At 72.0% G+C, this 24,463-nt stretch carries 12 protein-coding genes and 1 pseudogene; 6 read left to right on the top strand and 7 right to left on the bottom strand.

All coding sequences use genetic code 11. From position 1 onward, the window contains the following. Positions 1–31 precede the first annotated feature (31 nt). The 4 genes and pseudogenes from MQE23_RS38080 to MQE23_RS38065 all read left to right on the top strand — a co-directional run bounded on the left by MQE23_RS38080 (position 32) and on the right by MQE23_RS38065 (position 8,807). On the top strand, positions 32–2,962 hold the full coding sequence (locus MQE23_RS38080; protein ID WP_243381501.1) for a glycosyl hydrolase 115 family protein: 2,931 nt from the start codon (positions 32–34) through the stop codon (positions 2,960–2,962). Between the two features lie 227 nt (positions 2,963–3,189). After that, positions 3,190–4,671: a cytochrome P450 gene (locus tag MQE23_RS38075; RefSeq protein WP_243381500.1), complete on the top strand. Its 1,482-nt coding sequence runs from the start codon at positions 3,190–3,192 to the stop codon at positions 4,669–4,671. Then, positions 4,655–5,662 (top strand): (-)-alpha-amorphene synthase, encoded by a 1,008-nt coding sequence (locus tag MQE23_RS38070; RefSeq protein WP_020270655.1) that lies wholly within the window; start codon positions 4,655–4,657, stop codon positions 5,660–5,662. The genes MQE23_RS38075 and MQE23_RS38070 overlap by 17 nt, the downstream gene beginning before the upstream one ends. Positions 5,663–5,868: 206 nt before the next feature. Then, a pseudogene (locus MQE23_RS38065) lies at positions 5,869–8,807 on the top strand (AAA family ATPase). A 15-nt stretch (positions 8,808–8,822) separates the two neighbouring features. Here the strand turns inward: MQE23_RS38065 and MQE23_RS38060 are convergent. After that, entirely contained in the window at positions 8,823–12,203 is a 3,381-nt protein-coding gene (locus MQE23_RS38060) for an NACHT domain-containing protein (protein ID WP_020270657.1), read from the bottom strand. A gap of 315 nt (positions 12,204–12,518) precedes the next feature. Between MQE23_RS38060 and MQE23_RS38055 the strand changes: the two genes are divergently transcribed. Then, entirely contained in the window at positions 12,519–14,507 is a 1,989-nt protein-coding gene (locus MQE23_RS38055; protein ID WP_243381499.1) for a GDSL-type esterase/lipase family protein, read from the top strand. A gap of 18 nt (positions 14,508–14,525) precedes the next feature. Here the strand turns inward: MQE23_RS38055 and MQE23_RS38050 are convergent, their stop codons facing one another. Beyond that, positions 14,526–16,007, bottom strand: a complete 1,482-nt coding sequence (locus tag MQE23_RS38050; RefSeq protein WP_243382887.1) for an MFS transporter — start codon at positions 16,005–16,007, stop codon at positions 14,526–14,528. A 217-nt stretch (positions 16,008–16,224) separates the two neighbouring features. On the opposite strand from MQE23_RS38050, the gene MQE23_RS38045 reads away from it, so the two are divergent. Beyond that, positions 16,225–16,830, top strand: a complete 606-nt coding sequence (locus MQE23_RS38045) for a response regulator transcription factor (protein WP_243381498.1) — start codon at positions 16,225–16,227, stop codon at positions 16,828–16,830. Positions 16,831–17,048: 218 nt separating this feature from the next. Here MQE23_RS38045 and MQE23_RS38040 read toward each other — a convergent pair whose 3' ends face one another. From MQE23_RS38040 to MQE23_RS38020, 5 genes are all read right to left on the bottom strand, one after another. After that, the gene (locus MQE23_RS38040; RefSeq protein ID WP_037667609.1) at positions 17,049–18,449 is read right to left on the bottom strand and encodes a cytochrome P450; all 1,401 of its coding nucleotides are present in this window, start codon (positions 18,447–18,449) and stop codon (positions 17,049–17,051) included. Positions 18,450–18,592: 143 nt separating this feature from the next. Then, complete coding sequence (locus tag MQE23_RS38035) at positions 18,593–19,699, bottom strand: FAD-dependent oxidoreductase (RefSeq protein ID WP_243381497.1); 1,107 nt, start codon at positions 19,697–19,699, stop codon at positions 18,593–18,595. Between the two features lie 171 nt (positions 19,700–19,870). After that, positions 19,871–21,034, bottom strand: a complete 1,164-nt coding sequence (locus MQE23_RS38030) for a substrate-binding domain-containing protein (protein WP_243381496.1) — start codon at positions 21,032–21,034, stop codon at positions 19,871–19,873. 46 nt (positions 21,035–21,080) lie between these two features. Further along, on the bottom strand, positions 21,081–22,235 hold the full coding sequence (locus tag MQE23_RS38025) for an ABC transporter permease (RefSeq protein ID WP_243381495.1): 1,155 nt from the start codon (positions 22,233–22,235) through the stop codon (positions 21,081–21,083). Beyond that, positions 22,232–24,409: a sugar ABC transporter ATP-binding protein gene (locus tag MQE23_RS38020; RefSeq protein WP_243381494.1), complete on the bottom strand. Its 2,178-nt coding sequence runs from the start codon at positions 24,407–24,409 to the stop codon at positions 22,232–22,234. The genes MQE23_RS38025 and MQE23_RS38020 overlap by 4 nt, the downstream gene beginning before the upstream one ends. Positions 24,410–24,463 lie beyond the last annotated feature (54 nt).

Below are 24,463 nucleotides of genomic sequence, written 5' to 3'. Positions count from 1 at the left end.
GTCATGGACCCGCAAGTCGTTCTTACGCGGAATGGCAGCCGTCGGCGCCGCCCCCCTGCTCCCCGCCGCCGTACTCCCCGCCACCACCGCCGAAGCCGCCGCCTCGGCCCGGCCGGACTTCCCGCTGCTCCGCAACGGCACCCCCACGGACGTGTTCGTGGACGCGGCGGACGACCCCGCCGTGATCCGCGCGGCCGGTGACCTCGTGGCGGACGTGGAGCGGGTCGGCGGCGTCGCACCACGGCTGCTGCACACCCTGCCCCGGCGGGCGGCACTCCTGGTCCTGGTGGGGACGATCGGCGCGAGCCCGGTGATCGACCGGCTGGTCCGGCACGGGCGCCTGGACGTCTCCCGGGTCCGGGGCCGCTGGGAGGCGTCCGTCACCCAGGTCGTGGACCGTCCGCTGCCCGGCGTGGACCGCGCCCTGGTCATCGCGGGCAGCGACCGGCGCGGCACGGTCTACGGCGTCTATGACACCTCGGAACGCATCGGCGTCTCGCCCTGGTACTGGTGGGCCGACGTCCCGGTGGTCCGCCGCGACACGGTGACGGTCCCGGCGCGCCCCTTCCTGCGCCGCGAGCCCGCCGTCCGCTACCGCGGCATCTTCATCAACGACGAGCAGAACCTCACCACCTGGTCCCACCGCACGCAGGAGCCGGACAAGAACATCGGCCCCCGGACCTACGAGCGGGTCTTCGAGCTGCTGCTCCGCCTCAAGGCCAACTACCTCTGGCCCGCGATGCACCCGTACTCCGACTTCTTCAACAAGCACCGCGAGAACCCCGAACTGGCCGACCGCTACGGCATCGTGGTCGGCTCCAGCCACCCCGAGGCCATGCTCCGCAACGGCGTGCACGAGTGGGAGCCGTGGGCCCAGGACCACCGCAACCCTGACGGCACCCTGCCGCTCTACGACTACACGGTGAACCCGGCCGTCATCTCCGGCTACTGGCGGGCGCGGGCCCGGCAGAACGCGGCCTACGAGAGCAGCTGGACGATCGGCATGCGCGGCCTGCACGACTCCGCGCTGGAGACGAAGTACGCCACCACGATCCCGGAGAAGGTCGCGGTGATGAACGACATCATCAGCGACCAGCGCCGCATCCTGGCCGAGGAGGTGGGCGAGGCGGCCGAGCCGCAGATCTTCATCCCGTACAAGGAGGTCCTGGAGCTGTACAACGCGGGCGTCCGGGTCCCCGACGACGTCACGCTGATCTGGCCGGACGACAACCACGGCAACATGCGCCAGCTCCCGGACGAGGCGGAGCGCCGCCGCTCCGGCGGCAACGGCATCTACTACCACCTCTCCTACTGGGGCCGCCCCCGGAGCTATCTGTGGCTGGACACCACGCAGTTGAGCAAGGTGTGGCAGGAGCTGCGCCGGGTCCACGACCACCAGGCCGACCGGATGTGGATCTTCAACGTCGGTGACATCAAGTCGATCGAGACGGGCCTGTCCTTCTGCCTGGACATGGCGTGGGACGTGGACCGCTGGGGGCCGGACGACGTCGAGGACTTCCTGGTGGAGTGGGCCGGGCGCCAGTTCGGCCGGCGCCACGGCTCGGAGATCGCCGCCATCCGCACGGAGTACTACCGCCTGGCGGCAGAGCGGCGCCCGGAGTTCATCGACAAGGCGATCTTCTCGACGGTGCAGCACGGCGACGAGGCGGGCCGCCGGCTGACCGCCTACGAGCAATTGCTGGACCGGGTGCGCAAGCTGGGCGCGAAACTGCCCGAGCCCTACCGCGACGCCTTCTACGAGCTGGTCGAATACCCGGTGCACGGCGCGTACTTGATGAACCTGAAGTACTACTGGGCGGACCGGAACGCACTCGCCGTCCGTCAGGGCCGCGGCGCGGGCACCAACCGCTTCGCGGATCTGGCCGAGGCCGCGCACACCGAGGAGCAGGCGATCACCCGCCGCTACAACGCGGAGATCGCGGGCGGCAAGTGGGACGGCATCGTCAACCCCTACCCTTCCCAGATCCCGAAGGCCCCGGGCCGTCCGGCCGTCACACGGGTGCCCCGCCAGGAGACCTCGGGCCTGGGGCTGGCCGCGGAGGGCAACGAAACGGGAGCGAGCCGGCCGCTCTCCTTCTCCTCCTACACCCGCGACCGCCGCTTCGTGGACGTCTTCAACACGGGCTTCCTCCCCCTGGAGTGGCAGGCCGAGCCGAGTCACCCCTGGATCCGGCTGAGCACGGCCGGCGGCGAACTCACGGACCAGACACGGGTATGGGCGGAGATCGACTGGCCGCGTGCACCGGAGGGCACACACTTGCCCACCCTGACCTTCACCGGCGCCGGCACGACCGCCGAGGTGCCGCTGCGGGTGGTCAACGACGGCGAACGGGCCCGGCAGCGCGCCCGCGGTTTCGTCGAGGCCCACGGCCATGTGTCCATCGACGCCGCGCACTTCGACCGCCAGGTGGCGCGCGGCGGGGCCCGGTGGCGGGTCGTACGCGGCCTGGGACGCCGTACGGCCGCCGTCGAGGCGGTCCCGACGACCGCACCACCGATCACCGAGGATCTGCCCACCCGGTCACCGGAGCTGCGCTACCGGGTGCGCTTCACCAGCACCGGCACCTTCCCGGTGACCGTCTTCCGGCTGCCCTCCCTCGACGAGCGGGGCAAGCGCCGGCTGGCGGTCGCCCTCGACGACCAGCCGCCGACGGTCCTGTCCGGCCAGGCGATCGCCACGGGCAACCGGGGTGACGCCTGGGCCCGCAACGTCGAGGAGGGCATCGAGAAGCTGACGGCCCGGGTAACCGTCGCGGAGCCAGGGGAGCATGTGCTGCGGGTGTTCATGGTGGACCCGGCGATGGCGGTGGACCAGATCGTCATCGACACGGGCGGCCTCCCGGTGAGCTTTCTCGCGCCCCCGGAGAGCTACCACCGTGTCTTCAATCCCGACCCGGCAAGCATGTCCATGCCAGCCGTACCAGGACTGCCGTGGGCTTGAGGAGCACTGCCGGGAACACAGATTTCCGCGTGCACAGAAAATCAATGAAAAGCTGATCCATGCAGCAACCGTGATTCGCTCGACGCCCCTCCATGCCTCCGTGCGCCCCTATAGAGAAAGGATTCAGCGAGCCGTCGGCAGATTCCACTGGGCAGGACATGATGCGAGCCCCGAACCGGTGCGCCCGCACCGAAATCCTGTGTGCCGAATGAGGCAGGTGGTATTCGATGAGCGGCTCCGTTCCCGGACCGGCCCGAGATTGGACAGTGGGCACTGCTCCAGGCATATTCCCATTCATCGGCCACGGTGTCGACCTGGTCCGTCGACCGCTGGCCTTTCTGAATTCCCTGTCCCAACACGGGGATCTGGTCGAGATACGCCTGGGTCCGCAGCGTGCCTGGATGGCGTGTCACCCCGACTTGGTCCACCAGGTGCTCAGGGACCCGCGCACGTTCGACAAGGGCGGCCCGCTCTACGACAGGTTACGGATGCTGCTGGGGGACGGCGTCGGCACCTGCCGCCATGAGGACCACCGGCGCCAGCGCAGGATGCTCCAGCCGGAGTTCCGCAAGGCCCGCGTCACCGACCAGGTGCGGCTGATGGGCGAGGAAGTGGAGTCCGTGTGCCGCGCGTGGCGGGCCGGGCAGGTGGTCGACGTCAGCGCGGCCATGATGGACCTGTCCACACGCGTGGTCAGCCGCGTCCTCTTCTCCGACTCGCTCGACACCGATACGGCCGCCGAGATGCGCAGGTGCCTGGCCACCGTCTTCCGCGGCATGTTCGTCCGGACGGTGATTCCGGTCGACGCGCTGTTCCGTGTTCCCACGCCGGCGAACCGGCGTTACCGGCATGCCTCCGACCGCCTGCGCGCGATCGTCGACGCGGCCATCGCCCGGCGCCGGCGAGGCACCCCCCACGACGACCGCGACGACCTGCTCGGGACCCTGCTGTCGGCCACGCGGGCCGACGGGGGGACGGCGATCACCGATCAGGAAGTCCACGGCCAGGTGCTGACGCTGATGTTCGCCGGCGTCGAGAGCACCGCCCTGTGCCTCTCCTCCGCTTTTGAGCTCCTGGGGCGGCATCCCGAGGAGGAACGCCGCCTGCACTCCGAAGTCGACGCCGTGCTCGCTTCAGGGCGGCCGCCCGGCCCCGACGACCTGCCGCGCCTCCTCCACACCCGGTGCGTCCTCACCGAGACCCTCCGCCACCGCCCGCCCGGCTGGCTCTTCACCCGCCTCACCACACAGGAGACGGAGCTCGCCGGGCACCGTCTGCCGCAGGGCGCCACCGTCATGTTCAGCCCCTACCTCCTGCACCACGACCCCGCCCTGTTCCCCGACCCCCATCGCTTCCTCCCCGACCGCTGGCTGCCCGAGGAGGCCGTCGCGGTCCCGCCCGGAGCGATGATTCCGTTCGGTGCGGGCAGCCGGAAATGCATCGGAGAGACACTCGCACTGACGGAGGCCACCGTGGCCGTCGCGTTCATCGCCCGCCACTGGCGGCTGCGTCATCTGCCCGGCCGCACCGAACGGCTGCGTCCCGCCGCTTCGTTGGGGCCGAGGGAACTGGTGATGGTCAGCGAACCGCGTTCGAGGCAGCCAGAGAGCACACCGCCTCGGGCGGATTCCCGCGCACCCGGGACAACTGTCGTACCCGTCGTCCACGACTCCCGAACGGCAGGTGGCAACGATGTCCGCGACGCATGAGGAAATCACGCTCGCCGCGCAGGACGGAATTCCGGTTGTCGATCTGAGGGAACTGATCGACGCGAACCTCTACATGCCCTTCCCTTTCCAGCGCAATCCCCACGCCTGTGAAGCGGCGGCAGGCGTCGAGGAATGGCTGAGGACGTGGGGGCTGACCGATGACCCGGCCGTGGCGGCCATGATCTCCTGTACGCGCCCCGCCGAACTCGCGGCCTACAACAGCCCGACCATGGATTCCGGGCTACTCCAGATCATGGCCAACCAGATCGCCTACCAGTTCGTCTTCGACGACCGCGCGGAGGACGTCGGCCGGCACGCGCCGGGCCGTCTGCTGCCCATGCTGTGCGAGAGCATCGCGATCCTGCGGGACGGCCAACCGCCCACCACCCAGCTCGGGGCGGCCCTGGCCGACCTCCATCGACAGGTACGGGAGCGGTGCACACCCGCTCAGGCCGCACGATGGGCCTGGAACAGCCGTGAGTACGTGCACGGCCTGCTGTACGAATCGGTGGCCCAGACCCACCCCGTCCCGGTGGGAAGCGGGCTGTGCCGGTCCATCCGCTCCCTCATCGCGGGTGTCGAGCCGTTCTACCCGCTGTGCGAGGCCGCGCAGCCGTGTGAACTGACCCCCGAGGAGATCCACCACCCCGTCATGCGACGCCTGAGCCGGCTGTCGGCCGACGCGGCGGTGTGGATACCCGACCTCTTCTCCGCGGTGAAGGAACAGCGGGCGGGCGGGGTGATCAACCTGGCACTCGCCTATCAGCGGACACACCGGTGCTCCCTGCCGGTGGCCGTCACGCTCGCCACACAGCACATCAACAGCACGATCCGCGAGTTCGAGGATCTCTACGGTGAGCTCAGGCCGGAGTTGACCCCGTCCGGTGTCGGCTACGTGGAGGGCATGGCCGGCTGGATCCGCGGTTGCTACTTCTGGTCCCGGACCGTGCCACGGTACGCGGACACGATGGCGGCACCCTTGGTGCTCTGATCCGCTGCCCGACCGGTCCCCGCCACCGCAGGTCCCCGAGGGGGGAGGAAACGCGACACTCTACCCGAAAGACTGAGCCCCGAACCGCTCCTGCCAGAAATTCACCCTCCCTGTCGACCTCCTGTTCCGACCCGGCCAAGAGGCGTGCACCAGGGCGTACGCTCGCCCCGTCCGGCGGGGAGCAACGACAGGAAGCGGTAGACCACATGGCCCATGGGCTGCGGCAACCGATCACCGAACACCGGCCTCTTCTCGAACGCGACGAGGAACTCCAGGCCACCGACCACGCGTTGGCGGCGCTCCGTGACACCGTCGACGGCGTTCCCCGGGTACCGCGTGGCGGGCTGCTCGCCTTCACCGGTGAGGCCGGGTTGGGCAAGACGACACTCATCGCGGCGGCGCGCGCCCGCGCCGCCGCCCTCGGATTCACGGTGTTCTCCGGCAAGGGCGGCGAGAACGAGCGGGGGATGGCGTTCCGCGTCGTCCGCCAGATCATGCAGCCCGTCCTGGCCAGGATGGGCGAGACGGAGCGCCGGGACTTCCTGGGCAGTTGGTACGACATCGTCGGCGCCGCCCTCGGTCTCGAGGCGACGGACACCGCCCGGATGCCGGACCCGACCGGGGTGCGCGACGGCCTCGACTGGGTCATGACGCGCCTGACGATGCTGAACTCGCCCGTCGTCCTGCTCCTGGACGACCTGCACTGGGCCGATGCCGAATCCCTCGACTGGCTCGCCTCCTTCGCACCCCGGGTCGCGGACCTCCCGCTGCTGATCGTCGTCGGCTACCGGCCCGACGAACTCCCGTCCGACGCGACCTCCTTCCGTACGCTCGTCGAACGCCACGAGCAGCGCCCGCACCTGCTGTCGCCGCTCGGTGAGGCCGGTGTGGCGCGGATCATCAGGGACGAGGTGGGTGAGGAAGCCGAGGACGAGTTCTGCGGCGAGTGCTGGACGGTCACCGGCGGAAGCCCCTTCGAGGCCGTCGAGCTGGCCATCAGGCTCCGTGAGCAGAAGGTGAGGGGCACCCAGGACGAGTTGCCCGTGATGCGGGACCTCGCCGCCGCGGTCAAGGGCCCCGGCCTGATCGAGCGCCTCAAACGGCTCGGCCCGGGCACCATCCGCTTCGCGTGGGCCGGCGCTGTCCTGGGCGGGCCCTTCTCACCGGAGGTCGCCGCCGACCTCGCGGTACTCGGCAGCGAGGAGGCCGTCGAGGCGGCCGAGAAGCTGCGCGCCCGGCGCATCCTCGCGGACGCCGACGAGCCCGCGGGCGGCCTGGAGTTCGTCCACCCGCAGATCGCCACGACGATCTACCGCGACATCCCTGCGGGCCTGCGGGTCGGCATGCACAACGCGGCCGCCCATGCCGCCCAGGCGGTGGGGGCCGATCCCACCGTCGCCGCCCGGCACCTGCTGGAGGTTCCCTGCGACGGCCGGCCCGAGGCGGTCGCATGCCTGCGCGCCGCCGGGCGTGAGTATCTGCGCGCCGGGGCTCCGGAGGCCGCCCGGCGCGTGCTGGCCCGGGCGTTGCGGGAACCGCCCCCGGCAAAGGACCGCGCCGCCCTTCTCCACGAGCTGGCCTGCTCCACTTTCCTGATCGAGCCCACGGCCACCGTCAGCCATCTCCGGGAGGCGCTGACGGAGCCGGGGATCGACCCCGACCTGCGCGCCTCCATCGTCTACCGGCTGACCCAGGCGCTGGCCCACACCGACCGGCTGACCGAGGCCGCGACCGTGGCCGCCGACGAGGCTCGGCGCGCCACCAATGCGCGCGTCAAACTGCGCATGCAGGCCGATCACTTCGTGTGGAGCGCGTTCCGCGCCGACGAGCCCGACTCGTCCGCCCGCTCGCGCCGGCTGGCGCGGCTTGCGGACAAGCTGCCGGGCCGGGGCCTGGAGGAGCGCTACATCCTCGGTCTGCGGGCGTGGGACGCCCTCGTGCGCGGCGAGCCGCGGCGAACCGCCCTCGGATATGCCGAGGAGGCCCTGCGCGGCGGGATGAGCTGGACCGACGAGAACCGCGGCTTCGAGGTGCCCGCGGCGGTCGCCCTGCTGTTCATGTACTGCGACCAGCCCCGGCGGGCCGAGGAGCTCTTCGCCGAAGGCATGGCCGAGTGCGAGCACATGGGGTGGCGCGGCTCCCACCTGGCGCAGGGCCAGACACTCCTGGGCTACATCCGCTACCGCCGCGGCTGCCTGCCCGAGGCGGAGGAACTCGTCCGGGCCGGGCTGCACACCGCCGAGCGCGTCGAAGGAGCGGTGCCCGCCCAGTGGTTCGCCATCGGCATTCTCATCCAGACCCTGCTGGCCCGCGGCCACGTCGTGGCGGCACGCCGGCTCGCCGACAGCTACCACTACGGCGACGTGGTCCCCAACGCCGTCATCTTCCCGGATCCGCGCACGGTGTACGCCGACCTGCTCCTGGCAGAGGGGCGACTGGCGCAGGCGGCGCGGCTGTTGTCCGCGGTCGGGGACTGGCTGGACGCGCGGGACTGGCACAACCCCGCGTGGTGCCCCTGGCAGCTCGGGCTGGCCTCGGCGCTCGCCCGTACCGCCCCTAGCGAGGCGGTCCGCCATGCCCAGGACGCGGTCAAGCGGGCCCGGGACTTCGGTGCGGCGTCCGCGATCGGGCAGGCGCTGCACGTCCAGGCGGAGGTGACGGGCGGGCAGGCGGCACTCGATCTGCACACGCAGGCCGTCGACCATCTGGAGCGGTCGCCCGCCTCCTACGAACTGGCCCGTGCCCTGGTCGGCCACGGCGCCGCGCTGGCCCGCAGCGGCCGTCTGCACGACGCCGCCGACCGGCTGGCCGTCTGCACGACGCCGCCGACCGGCTCTACCAGGGCCTGGAGGGCGCGGTGCACTGCGGTGCCGAAGGTCTGGCCGCCCGGGCCAGGCGGGAGCTCTCCGCCGCGGGACTGCGCCCGCTGCCCCTGCGCTACGCGCAGACGGACATGCTGACGGCCCGGGAGCGCAGGGCAGCCGAGATGACGGCCCTGGGCAGCCCGGCATCGGTCGTCGCGAAGGAGCTGCGGCTCACCGAGCAGGGCGTACGGCAGCTCCTGTCCTCCGTGTACCGAAAACTCGGCACGGACGCGTCCGGCCTCGCCGACGCCCTGGCGAACCGCTCCCGGCACGAGCGGTAGCGGCCGCCGGTCGGCTCACCGCTGCCTCGAGTTGTGCTGCGCCCGATGCCCCATCGACTCCCAGAACCTCCGCAGCTCCGTGATGTTCGTACGGCGCTGCCAGGAGGCCTTCGGGCGGAACGGGGAGCGGGACAGGAGGGTGGACTGGGCGCGGCAGAAGGCCTCGCCGAGTTCCGCCCGGTGGCCGTCGAGGCCCTTGGGCGGGTACGGGCACAGTTCGAAGGCGCAGTCGTCGCGGCAGTTGGAGCCCGCCTGGGAGGAGGCCGTGCGGACGGTGGTGCCGCCCGGGTCGAGCGGGGTGCGGTCCAGGGTGAGGCAGGGCGGCAGGTCGGGCCGGGCGGTGTGCTGGAGGCGCCGGATGCGGTCGGTGGGCCAGTCTCCCCGTTCGGCCAGGTTCAGGAGCAGCAGCACGTCGGCGAGGAGTTGCTGCGCGCTCGGGTGCAGGGCGCTCCAGCCCGTGGAGGGCGGGATCCACAGGTTGTGCTTGCGTGCCTCGCCCTGGGACGTCTGGGAGCCGACGTGCGCGGCGACGCCCGACTCGTCGATCCACAGGAACCGTTCGGGCTGCCGCGTCTCCAGGGCCCAGACGCAGAGTTTCCCGGCCGCGGTCACGAACGGGTGCTCCGGTTCGCCGTCCGGCCGGGCCAGCCACTGACGGACCTGCTGGGCGGGGTCGGACCCGTGACCGCGTGACGGGCGTCCGGCGGCGTTGCCGTCGGGCAGGTCCCACAGGGTCAGCGCGTGCAGCAGCGTGAGGCGCGTGAACCAGAACCGGGAGCGCTTGAGCATGTCCCACGCCTGCTCGCTCAGGTACTCGCGGGCCTCGGGCCGGGCGTGCGGATGGCGGTGCCGGCGGTTCGCCGCGTACTTGAAGCCCTGGGCCAGTGCCACCTCCACGTTGAGGTCGAGCCCGGCGGGCCCGTCGAGACCGTCCGCCGGGACGCCGACGCGTCGCACCCAGCTCTCCAGGAACGCGTACGGGGTGTCCTGGTGCCGGTGGGTGGTGACCGAACCGACGAGCAGCGGGATCAGCCAGGCGCACAGGGTGTTGTCCCGCCACTGCCGTTCCTCGGCCTCGCGGTCCTCGCGTTCCCGTCTGCGCTCCAGGCGCCGCTCGTCCTCACGCTCCTTCAGTTCCCTCTTCATGCGCGCGACCTGGCCCTCGCCCTGCCGGCGCAGTCTGGTCTCCCGCTCCCCCACCAGCTCCGGCTGCTGCCCGCCCCACAGCTTCTCCCGCCAGTCGGGCTCCCGCTCGACCCGGAGGCCTTCGACCAGCTGCGGCCCGCGCAGCCTCGGCTGGAGCGCGGCGAAGGCGAGGTCGCCGCCGGCGCCGATCTCCTGCGCGATGGCCAGCCGCACCGGGTAGGAGGGTTCGAGTCGGGCGATCTCGAACATCTCCAGATAGGCGGGCCGGAGGGTCTGCCGCTGTGCGACGCCGCGCATGGCGTCGCCGAACCGGGCCACGAGCAGGGCCTTCGCGGTGCGCAGGGTGTGCGGGTCGCGGGCCCGCAGATCCGGCCAGGACGTGCACAGCCGCATGGCGATGAGGTGCTGCTCCGGCTGGGCGTCGACGCTGTCGATCTCCAGGGCCGCCGCGTACAGCTCCAGGGCCTTGCTGTGCAGGGTGCGGCCGAAGAGGGGCCGTACCTGATGCTTGTCGTCGTTGTCGGGGCCGGTGTTCCTGACCGTCTGTGCCTGGCAGGCGGCCTCCATCAGCAGGTCCCGGGCGGCGCTCACCGGGCACCACAGTGTCCCGTCGGAGCCCACCGCGCCCGGCTCCTCGTGGACGCACGCGCCGTCGGGCAGCCGGGAGTGCAGCACCATGGCGATCAGCAGTTCCCGGCCCGGTTCGCGCAGGGCCGCCGGGAAGTACGAGCCCTCCGTCGGCTGTGCCGGGACGTCCGGGTGGATCACCGCGTTCAGGAAGCGGGCCCCCAGCTGGGACTGGATCACGCTGTGCTGGAAGCGGACGCGGTCGCCGCCGAGCTCGACCAGCTCCATCCCGGCGCCCCAGTGTGCGGCGAGTCTGAGGTCGATGCCGCTGTCGCCGACCCTGCGGGCCAGCTCCCGGACGATCTCGGGGAAGCGGGAGCGGGCCGGGTCCTGCTCGTCGACGACGTCGGCGAACCGCACCTCGGAGGTGTCGAGGGCGAGTCCCACGCACGCCAGCGCGGACAGGTAGTGGACGACCGCGCGGCGCTCCTCCGGGGAGAGCGGCAGTTGCGGGCCGAAGCGGCCGCTGATCAGGGCGCTGAGCCAGGTCTCGAACAGGTGGAACCGCAGGGACGCCCGGTCGCCGCCCCGCGTCTCGACGGCCTCCTCCTCCCCTTGGCCGGCGAGGGCGCGCTCCAGCAGTCCCTGCTCGTGCAGTTCGGCGGCGATCTCCAGGTAGGTCGGGGCCTCGGCGATGCCGGCCCGCTCGACGATCCAGTCCAGCCGCTGCCGGTCCTCCCCTGCGCCGCCGGACGAGATGTAGGTGAGGGCGGCTTCCTCGCTCAGCGGCTCCAGCTCGGTCAGGGACGCCTCCATGCCGTGCAGCGAGTCGTGCGGCCGGGAGGTGATGATCAGCGGCAGGCCCTCCTCGTTGGCACGGCGGATGGCCAGCCGGATGATGGTGTCGCGTTCCTCCGTCAGGTGGTCGGCGGTCAGCGCCTCGTCCAGGCCGTCCGCGAGCACCACGATCCGCCCCTGCTGGCACAGGCGCCGCCACACCTTCTCCGCCTCGGCGCCGGAGCGGATGTGGCCCTGCACCTCCCGGCAGAAGCGCTCGAAGGCCAGCCCGCGGAAGTCGAGGTTCGTGTCGGCGGCGCGCAGCCGCAGCGGCACGGGCACGGCCCCGCGCTCCGCGAGCCGCTGCGTCAGCAGTACGACCAGCGCCGTCTTGCCCGTGCCGATGCCGCCGACGACGACGTGCGTACGGCGGAAGCGGCGGTCCCGCAGGTCCTCCATGAGGACGGAGCAGAGCTGGTCGCGGCCCACGACCCGGCCGAAGATGCCGCCCGCGGTCTCCACAAGTGCGTGGGGCTCCTGGCGCGCCTTCCGCAGGTAGGCCCGGCGCACATGGCTGAACCGGAAGAACAGGTAGGTGACGGTGGCCAGCGCGAGGGTGAGGAAGGGCATGAAGAGGGACTGGAGGACGGTGCAGCTGAAACCATCCTTGTCGCACTGTTTGTCCACCCATGCGGTGGGCGACCCGTAGTTCTTTTCCTGCGACAGGGTGATGACGGCCGTGACAACCAGGAACAGCAGGAGCAGCGCCCCGAGGAACGTCAGCACCAGCAGCGCCACGTACCCGCCGCTCTTGCGGACCCGCCAGGTCCGGGTCCGGTCGTAGCCCTGCCGCATGAGCCGGCGCCGGTGCAGCGCGCGGCGCAGGCCGAGCCCGTCACGGAGCATCCGCCCGAGCAGTCGCGACAGTCCTCCTCCTTCGAGTCGCGGGGCGGCAGGACCCTGGGAAGCACTCGCACCACCGTTCACCCTGTGAGGGTTCCGCGGCCGCGGGGTCCCGGGCGTCCGCGAGCGGCAGGTTCACCCGACGGAAGCCGCCGGGACCCGCCACCCGGCCGTACCCCGCCAGGCCGGGCCGCGCGGGATCCCGGTCGCAACTTTCGTCCCTGCCGGACCACTTGACGTCTGAACCGTTTCACTGCTTCCCTCGAAAGGCTGCTCATGGGAGCGCTCCCAACCGCCCCCCACGTGAAAGGGAACCCCGTGCAGACCTCCCCCCGCCCCTCCCCCGGACGGGCCCTGCCCGCTCTCCTCACCGCCGCGCTGCTCGCCTGCCTGCTGTCCCTTGCGGGCGGCTCTCCCGCGCGGGCCGCGGCGGGCGACGGCTCGGTGTCCGATCCCAACATCGCGTACGTCGGACGCTGGGACACCTCCTCCGGGACCGCGGCCGTGCCCAACTGGACCGGCGGCTACCTCCAGACCGGCTTCACCGGCACCACGGTGAAGGTCAGGGCCAGGAACGCGGTCAACTTCTACGCCAGCATCGACGGCGGCCCCGACGTCTTCCACGCCGGTGTGCGCGGCACGGTGAACCTCACGCCCCGGCCGCTTACCCCCGGCACCCACACCCTGCGCCTGTCCTACCGCTCCGGTGACACCGTCTTCCAGGGTCTGGTTCTGGACTCCGGTGCGCGGACCGTCGCCGCGGGCGCCCCGTCAGGGCTGGTGGAGTTCGTCGGCGACTCCATCACCGCCGGGGCCCTGACCGACCGGCTGGCGCTGGACTCGTACGCCTGGAAGACCGGGGAGCGGCTGGGGATGCGGCACACCCAGATCGCCCGGTCCGGGTACTGCCTGGTCGCGCAGTCGGGGTGCACCGGTCTGAGCGGGCAGTTCTTCAAGACGGCCAGTACCGGCGGCGCGGACTGGGACTTCTCCCGGTACCGGGCCGACGCGGTCGTCATCAACCTCGGCACCAACGACATCGGGCACGGCGTGTCCGGCGCCGCCTTCCAGTCGGCGTACACCGCGTTCCTGCGGGACGTGCGCGCGAAGTACCCCACGGCGCACCTCTTCGCGGTGCAGACGCTGAAGAAGCGCTACGTCACCGAGACCAGGGCCGCCGTCGGCGCCCGCAACAGCGCCGGTGACGCCCGTGTGCACTACGTCGACACCTCGGGCTGGCTCACCGACGGCGCCGACTACGAGGACGGCAACGGGCATCCGAACGAGGCGGGTCACACCAAGTTCGCCGAGCGCCTGGCCCCGGTCGTCCGCGCCCGGCTCGGCAGCGGCGCCACGGTGCGGGCGGCGGCTCCCGGGCAGCCCGGCGACCCGAACATCAAGTTCGTCGGCCGGTGGGACACCGCCGGCTCCGCCACCGCCTACACGCCGTACTGGGCGGGCGCCTACTACCGCGTCGGTTTCACCGGCCGGACGGTCAAGCTGAAGCAGCGGGGCACGATCGATCTGTGGGCGCGGATCGACAACGGGCCGGTGACGTTCTACGACGACGTCAAGGGGACGGTGAACCTGACCCCGTCGGCCCTCTCCTCCGGCAACCACACGCTCCAGGTCAACTACCAGGTGGTGGCCGGATCGTACAAGGGCGACGCCGTCTTCCAGGGGCTGGTCCTGGACAGCGGCGCGACGACCTTCGCCCCGCCGGCTCCGGCGAAGCTGGTCGAGTTCGTCGGCGACTCGATCACCGTGGGCACGACGTCCTCGCAGAACGCCCGTACCGCGTACGGCTGGCTGATCGGGGAGCGGCTCGGCGTCGAGCACACGCAGATCGCGCAGGGCGGGGCGTGTCTGGTGGCCGCGGCGGACGGCTGTGTGGGGCTCGAGCGGCAGTTCACCAAGCTCAACCCGAACGCCGCGACGCCCGACTGGAACTTCTCCCGCTACCGTGCCGACGCGGTCGTCATCAACCTCGGCACCAACGACGTGGGGCACGGGGTGAGTTCCGCGCAGTTCCAGTCGGCGTACAGCAGTCTGCTGCGCAAGGTCCGTGCCGCGTATCCGCAGGCGTGGATCTTCGCGCTGGAGACGTTCCGCGGACGGTACGTCCCGCAGACCGAGGCCGCTGTGAAGGCCGCCGTCGCCGGCGGTGACACGCGGGTCTCCTTCGTCGACACGACCGGCTGGCTGGGCTCGGGCGATCTGACGGACTCGGTGCATCCCAACGACCGGGGGCACCGGGTCATCGCCGACCGGCTGGCGCCGGTCATCGCCGCGAGGATCGGGGCGTAGCGGAGCCGGGGGCGGGCCTCACAACGGGCCGGGGCCCGCCCCTCCCTTGAGGCGTTCCAGGTCGGAGGGGCGGACCTGGATGACGATCAGTGCGATCAGGGCGGCGACGGCGGTGAAGATCGCCGCCATGATGAAGGCGGCCGAGACGCCGGCGGTGAGGATCTCGTCGGACCAGGGTTTCGGCAGTTGCCCGGTGCGTTCGAAGCGCAGGCGCTCGGCAGGGGGCGCCTGCTGAAGGAAGAGCGGGATCTGCTTCTCGGCTTCGTTGGTGCTGGCCGTGCCGTACATGGTGACCAGGATGGACAGGCCGAGGGAGCCGCCGACCTGCTGCGTGGCGTTGAGCAGTCCGGAGGCGGCGCCGGTTTCCGGCGTGGGCACGTTGGACAGCGCCATGAGGGTCAGCGACACGAACTCCATGCCCATGCCGAGGCTGAAGACGAGCATCGGGCCGAGGACGCTGCCCGCGTACGTGGAGTGCACGTCGGTCAGGGTGAGCCAGGCCAGCCCGGCCGCGGCCAGGATCGCGCCGATCACCATGAACGGCTTGGGCCCGTAGACGGGCAGGAACCGCGAGGCCAGTCCGGCGCCGATGGCGATGACCGCGCTGACCGGCAGGAAGGCCAGTCCGGCTTCGAGCGGGCTGAACCCCAGCACGTTCTGCACGAAGAGCGTGAGGAAGAAGAACATGCCGAAGATCGCGGCGGCCAGGCACAGCATGATGCCGTACGTGCCCGCACGGTTGCGGTCGGCGAACATGTGCAGGGGCGTGATGGGCTGTCTGGAGCGCCGCTCGATCAGGATGAAGCCCGTCAGGACGACGGCCGCCGCACCGAACGAGGCGAGGGTGAGGGCGTCGCGCCAGCCCTCCTGCGCGGCCCTGATGAACCCGTAGACGAGCAGCACCATGCCCACGGTTGAGGTGAGCGCGCCGGTGACATCGAAGCGCCCGGGGTGGCGTTCGGACTCCCTGATCCAACGCGGGGTGGCGAGCACGATGAGCAGGCCGATGGGCACGTTGACGAACAGCACCCACCGCCAGTTCAGCCACTCCACCAGGATGCCGCCCGCGAGCAGGCCGATCGCGCCGCCGCCCGCCGATACCGCGGCGAACACGCCGAAGGCGCGGTTGCGTTCGGGCCCTTCGCGGAAGGTGGTGCTGATCAGGGAGAGGGCCGTCGGGGAGGCGATGGCGCCGCCGACGCCCTGGAGGGCACGTGCGCCGAGGAGTTGACCGGCGTTCTGGGCGAGCCCGCCGAGCAGGGAGGCGAGGACGAAGAGCAGGACACCGAAGATGAAGACGCGCCGCCGTCCCAGGATGTCGCCCGTCCTGCCGCCGAGCAGCAACAGGCCGCCGAAAGTGAGGGTGTAGGCGTTGACCACCCAGGCCAGGCTCGTGGTGGAGAAGTCCAGCGCGCTCTGGATGTGCGGCAGGGCGATGTTCACGATGGTGATGTCGAGGACCACCATCAGCTGGCACGAGGCGAGGACGAACAGTGCCATCGCGTTCCCACCACCACCGGATTCCCTGGTGGTGGTCGCCTGTGGTGTAGCCGGCTGCGGGCTGCTGCCTGCGGTGTCCACCGTTCGACGGTACGCCCGGCTTCCGGGCCTCACCACTCGATCAACCTCGGTGCCGCCGCACTGAAATTGCCATGGTGTGCGGTGATAATCCGTTCAGAGGCGGTCATCGGGCCGCGACGGCCGAGTGGGAGCGACAGTGATCCGCGTTCTTCTCGTCGAGAACACCCGCCTGGTGCGGGGAGCGTTCGCTGCTCTGCTGTCCCGTGAGGACGACATCGAGGTCGTCGCCGAGGCCGACGGCAACGGTGACGTGGTGGCGCGTGCCGTGGCGTGCCGGCCCGACGTGGCCGTGATCGACGTGGACTCCGGGGAGGGCGAGGAGGTCGCCGTCCGGGGCGAGCTGCGGGCGCGGCTGCCGGAGTGCCGGATGCTGCTGATGATGGCCTCGACGACGCCCGAGCGGCTGCGCCGCATGCTCGATCTGCACGCCGCGGGCGTCATCAGCACCAACGCGCCGCCGGACCGGCTGGTCCACGGGGTGCGCAAGCTGGTGCGGGGGCAGCGGTTCGTCGACCCCGAGTTCGCGCTGGCCGCGCTGGACGCGGGGGCGAACCCGCTGACCCCGCGCGAGGTGGAGGTGCTGCGGCTGACCGCCGACGGCACTCCCACCCGGGAGATCGCGGAGCGGCTGTGCCTGTCCGTGGCGACGGTCCGCAACCATCTGTCGGCGATCACCAGGAAGACGGGCGGCCGCAATCGGATCGATGCGATCCGGATCGCTGTGGAGTCGGGCTGGGTGTGAACCGGGCAGGTCATCGAGGTGAACCTGCCCGGCCCCCGCGGGCCCTCGCGCCCTGTCCCGGGATCCCTGCCCGGGACTTCTGTCCCGGGACCTCTGACGAGCATCGCAGAGCGGGAAGCCGTGCAACAGCACCGTTCGTCACGCGTGCGGCGTGAGACCGTCACCCCCGGACCGGGAGGAACAGTGATACTGCATGGGCGTTCCGCCCGGCCTCCCGGTCAGCGGCCGCCGCGGATCAGGCCGGTCAGATAGCGCCACAGCGAGGAGCGCTGCCGGGCGGACCGGTCCGGCAGGACCTCCTCGGCCACCTCCGGCGCGGGTCCGTCCGCCGGCGGCCGGACAGGCGCGGCGGAGAGTTCGTACCGCACGGGCAGCGAACGCAGGCCGCGCATGAACGGGGAGGAGCGCCAGGGCAGTTGGTCGGCGGGCAGGGCGAGACCGAGGTGGTCGAACCGCTCGAACAGGCGCCCCACACCGGCCGCCGCGACCGTCGAGGCGAGCTCCCGCGCCGGGCACTGGCGCGGTCCGGCTCCCCAGGACAGATGGGCCCGGGTGCTGATGGTGGTGCCGGAGGCGACGTGGTCGGCGAAGAGCGGGTCGGCGTGCGCGGCCGCCGAGGAGACCCACACCGGGTCGCCGGCCCGGATCGTGTAGTTGCCGAGCGGGGTGTCCTCGGCGGCGAAGCGCGGGACGAAGTTCACCAGGGGCGGCTTGCGCATGACGGACCGGTTCATGGCCTCCCGGACCATCCCGGCGGACAGGCTGGCGCGCACGCTGCCCTCGCCCGAGATGACCTCCACGACGGTGTTGGAGATGAGGATGCCGACGTGGTCGGAGGTCATGCCGAGTAGCATGAACAGCTCGCGGGCCAGGTGGTCGAGCGACAGGTCCGGGTGCGCGGCCAGCAGGTAGGAGGGGAAGTCGTCGCCCGGCTTCTCCAGCTTCGTCGCGGCCAGTTCCGCCAGCGTCGCGAGCAGGCGCTCCAGTGCGGCCTCCGCGTCCGGGCCCGCGTCGAGCACGCGCCACATGTCCATCAGCGCGTCGTCGCCCTGGGAGCCCGGGAAGCCGAGCAGATGGCTGGCCACCATCAGCGGCAGCGGCCGGGAGAACTGCGCGGACAGGTCCGCCACGCCCGTCTTCCCGCCCTGCCCGACCAGGGTGATCAGCTCGTCGGCGTAGGCGGTGACGGCGGCCTTGAGGCGCTTGGCCTGGGGGTGGCGCGGGTCCTGGAACGGCTTGAGGGCCACGTCCCAGGCCGTGCGCAGCGGAGGGTATCCGGAGCCGCCCTGGATCAGGATGTGGTTGACCTCCAGGGACGGGCCGAGCGGCCAGTCGGCCGGCACCCGGCCCTCGGAGCGGGCCCGCCAGTTCTCCAGCCCCTTCGGGAAGCCGTCGTTGTCCTGGAGGACCTGGAGCGACTCGCGGTAGCCGAGGACCAGCCAGGCGGGTACGCCGAGCAGATCGACCGGCGCGACCGGGCCGTGCTGCTGCCTCAGCCGTTCGTACACGAGCGCGGGGCGCGTCTCGTAGTCACGGGTCAGCAGCGGCTGGGGACTCAGGGCCTCCAGCCGCGTGTCGTCCAGGTCCACTGATCCGCCGTCACCCCACTGGGAGTCCATCGTCTTGCCACCCTCCGACACGCCCCGTACCGGCACACCATCAGCCGGTAACCGGAAACGGTGGGGACCCTACCCCAGAGGCAACCGGCGGGTAACGACGGGGGGTGGGATCACGCGGGGGGTGATCCGGCCCGGGCCGTGGATCAGGCGGCGGTGTAACCGAGTTGGCGCCGCATGTAGGGCGTCATCAGGGTCTTCGCCTTGGCCATGACGGTGGTGCGGCTGCCGAGGACGGCGGACTCGCCGCCCGGTACGGGCAGCACGGTCAGTCCGTCGGCCGGGCCGAACGGCACGATGAGCGGGGTGCGCTGGATCGGCCGGTAGAAGCGCGGCTCCTTGCGGTGCTTGCCCGAACTCTGCAGGTAGGCGCGGATGTTGTGGGCGGCGATGTCCGCCTGGGCGAGGGCGGCGGGGGTGATCTTGAGTTCCCTGACGTCGTTCACGTCGCCGACGGCGAACACGTCCAGTCTGCCCTCGACCCGGAGGGTCCGGTCGACCTTGACGTGTCCGTCCCTGTTCAGCCAGTCGCCGTGTCCGGCCAGGCGGAGCCAGAGCGTGTTGGGTGTGGTGCCCGTCGCCCAGAAGGACAGGTCGGCCTCGATGACGTTGCCGCGGCCGTCGCGGTAGGTGCCGAAGTCGTTCCCGGGGGACATGAACGAATCGAGCCGTACCTCGATGTCATGGGCCTCCAGCCACGCGAGGGCCTTGCGGCCCGGCCGCGCGCTGCCCGTGGAGTCGAGCAGGGCCGGTCCGGAGTGGGCGAGCGTGACGCGGGCGTCCGGCCGGGCGAGGCGGATCTCGGCGCTGAGTTCGACGCCGCCGGGGCCGCCGCCCACGACGAGGACGTGCTCGGCCGTGGCGACGTTGTGCTGGTGTTCGGCGAACGACTTGGCCGCTTCCTCGACCGTGGTGCCCAGGAAGCGGGCCGGCTCGGGGTAGTCGGCGCCGGTGGCGATCACGACCACGTCGTAGGGCAGCCGCTCGCCCGTGGCGAGGACGACCTGCCGCTCGGCGGTCTCGATACGGACGGCCTTGCCCGCGACGACGCGGCCGTGGTGCAGCAGCCGGTCGTACGGGATGAAGGGCGTGTGCGTCCACTCGGGGCGCACACCCGCGCGCAGGGAGGCGACGCGATGGAAGAAGACCTCCTTGCGGTCCACCAGCGTGACCCGGGCCGTCGTATCCAGCCGCTTCGCCAGCCGGACGCCGCCGTAGCCGCCGCCGATCACCACCACGTCGCCGTCGTACACACCCAGTCTCCTGTGCCTGGTGGGGGGGGTGCGAGTGCCGCCGCGGAACGGGCCCCGCTCGGATCGGCCCCCGGCGGCCACTCGACTGACGGTGAGATTAGCTCTTGAAACTTAAAGGGAGTCCGAGATCCCGTGCATGTTCCGTGAAGAGATCGGCACCCTGACCGGACGTCACTTCCCCCAGATCTTCCGGTACGCCTCCCGGTAGCCCGACGGGTCCCAGGTCGTGGCGCCGTCACTGTTGCCGGCCGTGGCGATGTGGACGGGGGCCATGTACCCGCTGGCCGGGCGGCCGGAGAAGGCGCGGTTGAACTCGTCGACGATCTGCCAGCCCTGGAGGGACAGCGGTTCGGGCACGGTGGCGGCCTGGTACTGCCTGCTGTTGATGCGCTGGAAGGCGGACGGATCGCCGTCGCCCGCGCCGATGTTGTACGGCGGCCCCGAGCCCTTCTCGCCGGCCGCGCGGAAGGCGGGGGCGGCGTCGGCGAAGTACAGGTCGTTGATGGCGACGGAGTGGGTCCACCGGTCCTGGAACCGGGAGAGCAGCGAGGAGATCTCCCGCGGGGTGCGGCTGCTCGCGTCCGGGATCGGGATGTTCTCGACGGACAGCAGCCGCACCCCCCGGCACCTGGCGAGTTCCTCCCTGATCAGGTCGGACTTGTTCCTGGCGAAGGGGATCGACGCGTCGGTGATGAGCACGACCCCGGCGCGGCCGTCCGAGTCGGAGATGATCCACTGCGCGCTGACGCGGGCCACGTCCTGGACGCGGGTGGTGACGTTGGTGAAGAGGTCGGGCTGCCGGCTGGGGCCGGGCTCGGGGACCGCGTGCCAGCCGATGAGCGGGATGCGCTGCGCGTTGGCCCGGGCGGCCTGCTGTGCCGTCGAGTCGGGGTCGAAGCCGCCGATGACGATGCCCGACGGCCTGAGGGCCACGGCCTCGCTCATGGCCGCCTGGATGCCGGCGGGGGTGCCTTGGCCGTCGATCACGCGGACGTTCCACCCGATGACCCGCGCGGCTTCCCGCACTCCTCTCGCGGCGCCCGCGACGCCGGGGTTGGTCATGGTCTGGGCGACGTAGACGATGGTCCTGCCCGACACCGCCTCCGGGCCGCTGGTGGGTCCGCCCCAGGGGATGTCGGTCCGCTCCGCCCGGGTGACGGCGGCCCGCGCCCCGGCCTGGACGTCGGGGCAGCCGCTCGGGCCCGTCGCGGTCTCGTCCGCGCCGTCCGACGAACCGCGTTCGCAGCCGAGGAGGGCGGTCGCCGTCGCCAGCAGGGTGCAGCAGGCGAGCCGCGCGGTGCGGGCTCCGGGGGCGGCTTTGCGATTGCGGTGCACGGGGGCTCCTGTGAGGGGATCGGCGCGGTGGAACGTGCCGAGGGGGTCAGGGGGGTGGGCCCGCGGCACCGCCCTCCGGGGTCGGGGAGGACGGTGGCGGGGACGACGGTGGTGGGGAGGGCGGTGATGGGGACGACGGTGGTGGGGCCGGCGGTGGTGGGGACGGCGCGGCGGGTGTGTCGCGAGCGGCGGCGCCGCCGCGCAACCGGCGGCGGGCGGCGTATCCGGCCAGGCCCACGGCGATGAGCAGGGTGCCGCCGTGGAACAGCGGCACCGTCCAGAAGTCGGCGCCCAGCTGGGCGATGCCGGTGAGGCCGACGGCCAGGACGGCGACGGCGACGACCGTGCCGAGGGCGTTGGGCCGGCCGGGTTTGATCGCCGTGGAGCCGAGCAGGGCGCCGACGAAGGCGGGCAGCAGGTAGTCGAGGCCGACGCTCGGGTTGCCGATCTGCTGCTGGGACGCGAGCAGCACACCGGCGAAACCGACGATCAGTCCCGAGGCGGCGAACGCGTAGACGGTGTAGGTGCGGGTCGGGATGCCGACGAGGTCGGCCGCGCGCGGGTTCGATCCGACGACGTACAGATACCGGCCGAGCGGCAGCCGCTCCAGCACCAGCCAGAGGACTCCCGCGAGGGCGAGCACGTAGAAGGCGGGGACCGGGAGGCCGAGGAACGTGGAGTCGTAGAGGTCGGTGAACGCGGGCGGGAGGCCCTGCGGGCCCGGGACGATCCGGCTGCCGTCGGTGATCCAGCCGGTCACGGCGTACATCATGCTGCCGGTACCGAGGGTGGCGATGAAGGAGTCGATCCGGCCGAACTCGACGATGACGCCGTTGAGGACGCCGACGACCAGCCCTCCGGCGAGCACGGTGAGGCAGGCGAGCGGCCAGGGCCAGTTCTCGTTGACGACGAGTTGCATCACCATGACGTGGGCCAGTCCGAGGCCGTAGCCGATGGAGAGGTCGAACGCGCCGGTCACGATGGGCACCATGGCGGCCAGCGCGAGGACGGCCGGGATCGACTGGTTGGACAGGATCGAGTCGACGGTGTCCAGGGTGGGGAAGGTGTCCGGCAGGGCGAGGGAGAAGACGAGGTAGAGCAGGGCGGTGAGGGCGAGCAGGCCGTAGGCGCCGATGCGGTGCCCGCCGGGGGCGCGCAGGCGCTTGGAGCGGCGCGGGGAGGGGGCGGGCGATTCGGTCATGGCCTCGTCGCGGCCGTCGCGGTGGTGGGCGGGGGCATGGCCGAGGCCGCCCCGGTGAGCCCGGTGACGGTGAGGGAGCTGCCGCTCAGCTCGGCTGTCACGACCCCGCGGACGAAGACCAGGGTGCGCCCGCACACGCTCGCGACCTCCTCGAAGTCGGTGGACAGGAGCAGGACCGCGAGGCCCGCCGACAGCGCGTCGTCGAGCAGGCGGTGGATCGCGGCCTTGGCGCCGATGTCGACGCTCGCGGTCGGCTCCTCGAGGATCAGCAGCCGCAGCTCCGTCCGCAGCCAGCGGCCGATCATGACTTTCTGCTGGTTCCCGCCGGAGAGCGTGGCGATGGGGGCCTCGCTGTCGCGGGGGCGCACCGAGAACCGGTCGATCAGGGCGGCGGCCTGGACGCGTTCGCGGCGGGGACCGATCCAGCGCGGCGCCGGCCGGCCGCCCGCGCGGGGATTGGCCAGGAGGTTCTCCCGTACGGTCAGTTCGGCGAGGCAGCCCTCCCGCAGCCGGTCCCCCGGTACGAAGCCGACGCCGCGGGCGACGGCCTCCGCGACTGTGCGGGGCTGATAGGGCCGCCCGAGCAGCAGGGCACGCCCCCCGAGGAGCGGCCGGTCCCCGGCGAGGGCCCGCCCAAGCTCCGTGTGCCCGGCATCCGACAGCCCGACCAACCCGAGAACCTCACCGGCCCCGAGCTCCAGACTCACCGGCCCGGCCCGCGCGGTCCGCACACCGTCGAGGGTCAGGACGGGGGGTGTGCGGGCCGGGGGCTTGGCGGGGCGGGCAGTGGGCGGCGTCGCACCGGCGGGGTGGGCGGCGGCCCGGGGCCTGGCCGGGTGATCGGCGGGAGAAGCAGCGGTGGGACGGTCGGCAGCCGGGGGCTTGGCCGGGTGGTCGGCAGCCGGAGCACCGGCGGGACGGTCAGCAGCCGGAGTTCCGGCCGGGTGATCGGTGGCCGGAACCTCGGCGGGGCCGTCGGTAGGCGGACTGCCGGCGGGACGATCCGCACCCGGGGACACGTCCGAGCGGTCGGCGGCAGGCATGCCGACGGGATGGTCTGCGGCCGCAGCACCGGCAGGACGGTCAGCAGCCGGAGTCCCGACCGGGCCGTCGGCGGGCGGAGCACCAGCGGGACGATCCACACCCGGGGACACGTCCGAGCGGTCGACGGGCTGCATGCCGACGGGACGGTCCGCAGCCGGAGTACCGGCCGGGTGGTCGGCAGCCGGAGTGTCGGCTGGGCCGTCGGCAGCCGGAGTGTCGGCTGGGCCGTCGGCAGCCCGAGTACCGGCCCGGCCGTCGGCAGCCCGAGTACCGGCCCGGCTGTCGGCAGCCGGAGTACCGGCCCGGCCGTCGGCGGCCGGAGTTTCAGTGGGATGAAGGGTCGGTGAGGGGCCGGTGGCAGGGGGTTCGGGGTTCTCGCCGACGATGTCGTGGACCAGGTGGGTGGGGTCGTGGTCCGCGAGTCGGCCGTGGCTGACGAGGCGGCCGTCGCGCAGTACGGCGTAGGTGTCGGCGACCTGGTACACCTCGTCCAGGCGGTGGCTGACGTAGAGGATGGCGTGACCGCGGTCGCGCAGGTCGTGCAGGACGCCGAAGAGCCGGGCGCTGTCCGCGGCGGGCAGGCGGGCGGTCGGCTCGTCGAGGACGATGAGCTTCGCGCGGGCCGCCAGGGCCCTGGCGATCGCGACGAGCGAGCGCTCGGCCGGTGCGAGCCCGGAGACCGGCGCGTCGGGGTCGAGGTGCCCGGCGACGGCCCGCAGCGCGTCGACGCAGCGCTCGCGCGTGCGCCGCCAGGAGATCAGCCCGGTCCGGCGTGCGTACCCGGTGGTGAGGGCGATGTTCTCGGCGACCGTCATCCACTCCACGAGACCGAGGTCCTGGTGGATGAAGGACATGCTCCGGGACGCGGCAGGGCTGCCGAGGGGCATGCCGTCGACAGTGATCTGTCCGGCGTCGGCGGGGTGGACGCCGGCGAGGATCTTGATGAGCGTGGACTTGCCGGCGCCGTTGGGTCCGAGAAGGGCGAGCACACTGCCGGCGTGGACGTCTAGGTCGACCCCGGCCAGCGCGACGGTCCCGCCGAACCGCTTGCCGAGCCCGCGGATACGGACCAAGGGCTCCGGCCCGAAGGGTGAAGCCGCCTTCACCGGCGTGTCAGGAGCGTCGCGCACCCGATCAAATTACAGCATTTCGGGCATCTTTCGGCCGCTGTGACTCCCACGCGG

This window comes from Streptomyces sp. HP-A2021 (genome assembly GCF_022807935.1).
In the GTDB taxonomy this organism is placed as follows: domain Bacteria; phylum Actinomycetota; class Actinomycetes; order Streptomycetales; family Streptomycetaceae; genus Streptomyces; species Streptomyces afghaniensis.
Note: the sequence above shows the minus strand (reverse complement) of the source record. Positions and strands in the feature narration are given on the sequence as shown.

Coding starts and splice junctions, on each gene's coding strand:
- MQE23_RS38080 (WP_243381501.1), top strand. CDS start 32: ATGGCAGCCGTCGGCGCCGCCCCCCTGCTCCCCGCCGCCGTACTCCCC.
- MQE23_RS38075 (WP_243381500.1), top strand. CDS start 3,190: ATGAGCGGCTCCGTTCCCGGACCGGCCCGAGATTGGACAGTGGGCACT.
- MQE23_RS38070 (WP_020270655.1), top strand. CDS start 4,655: ATGTCCGCGACGCATGAGGAAATCACGCTCGCCGCGCAGGACGGAATT.
- MQE23_RS38060 (WP_020270657.1), bottom strand. CDS start 12,203: ATGCTCCGTGACGGGCTCGGCCTGCGCCGCGCGCTGCACCGGCGCCGG.
- MQE23_RS38050 (WP_243382887.1), bottom strand. CDS start 16,007: ATGGCACTGTTCGTCCTCGCCTCGTGCCAGCTGATGGTGGTCCTCGAC.
- MQE23_RS38040 (WP_037667609.1), bottom strand. CDS start 18,449: ATGGACTCCCAGTGGGGTGACGGCGGATCAGTGGACCTGGACGACACG.
- MQE23_RS38025 (WP_243381495.1), bottom strand. CDS start 22,235: ATGACCGAATCGCCCGCCCCCTCCCCGCGCCGCTCCAAGCGCCTGCGC.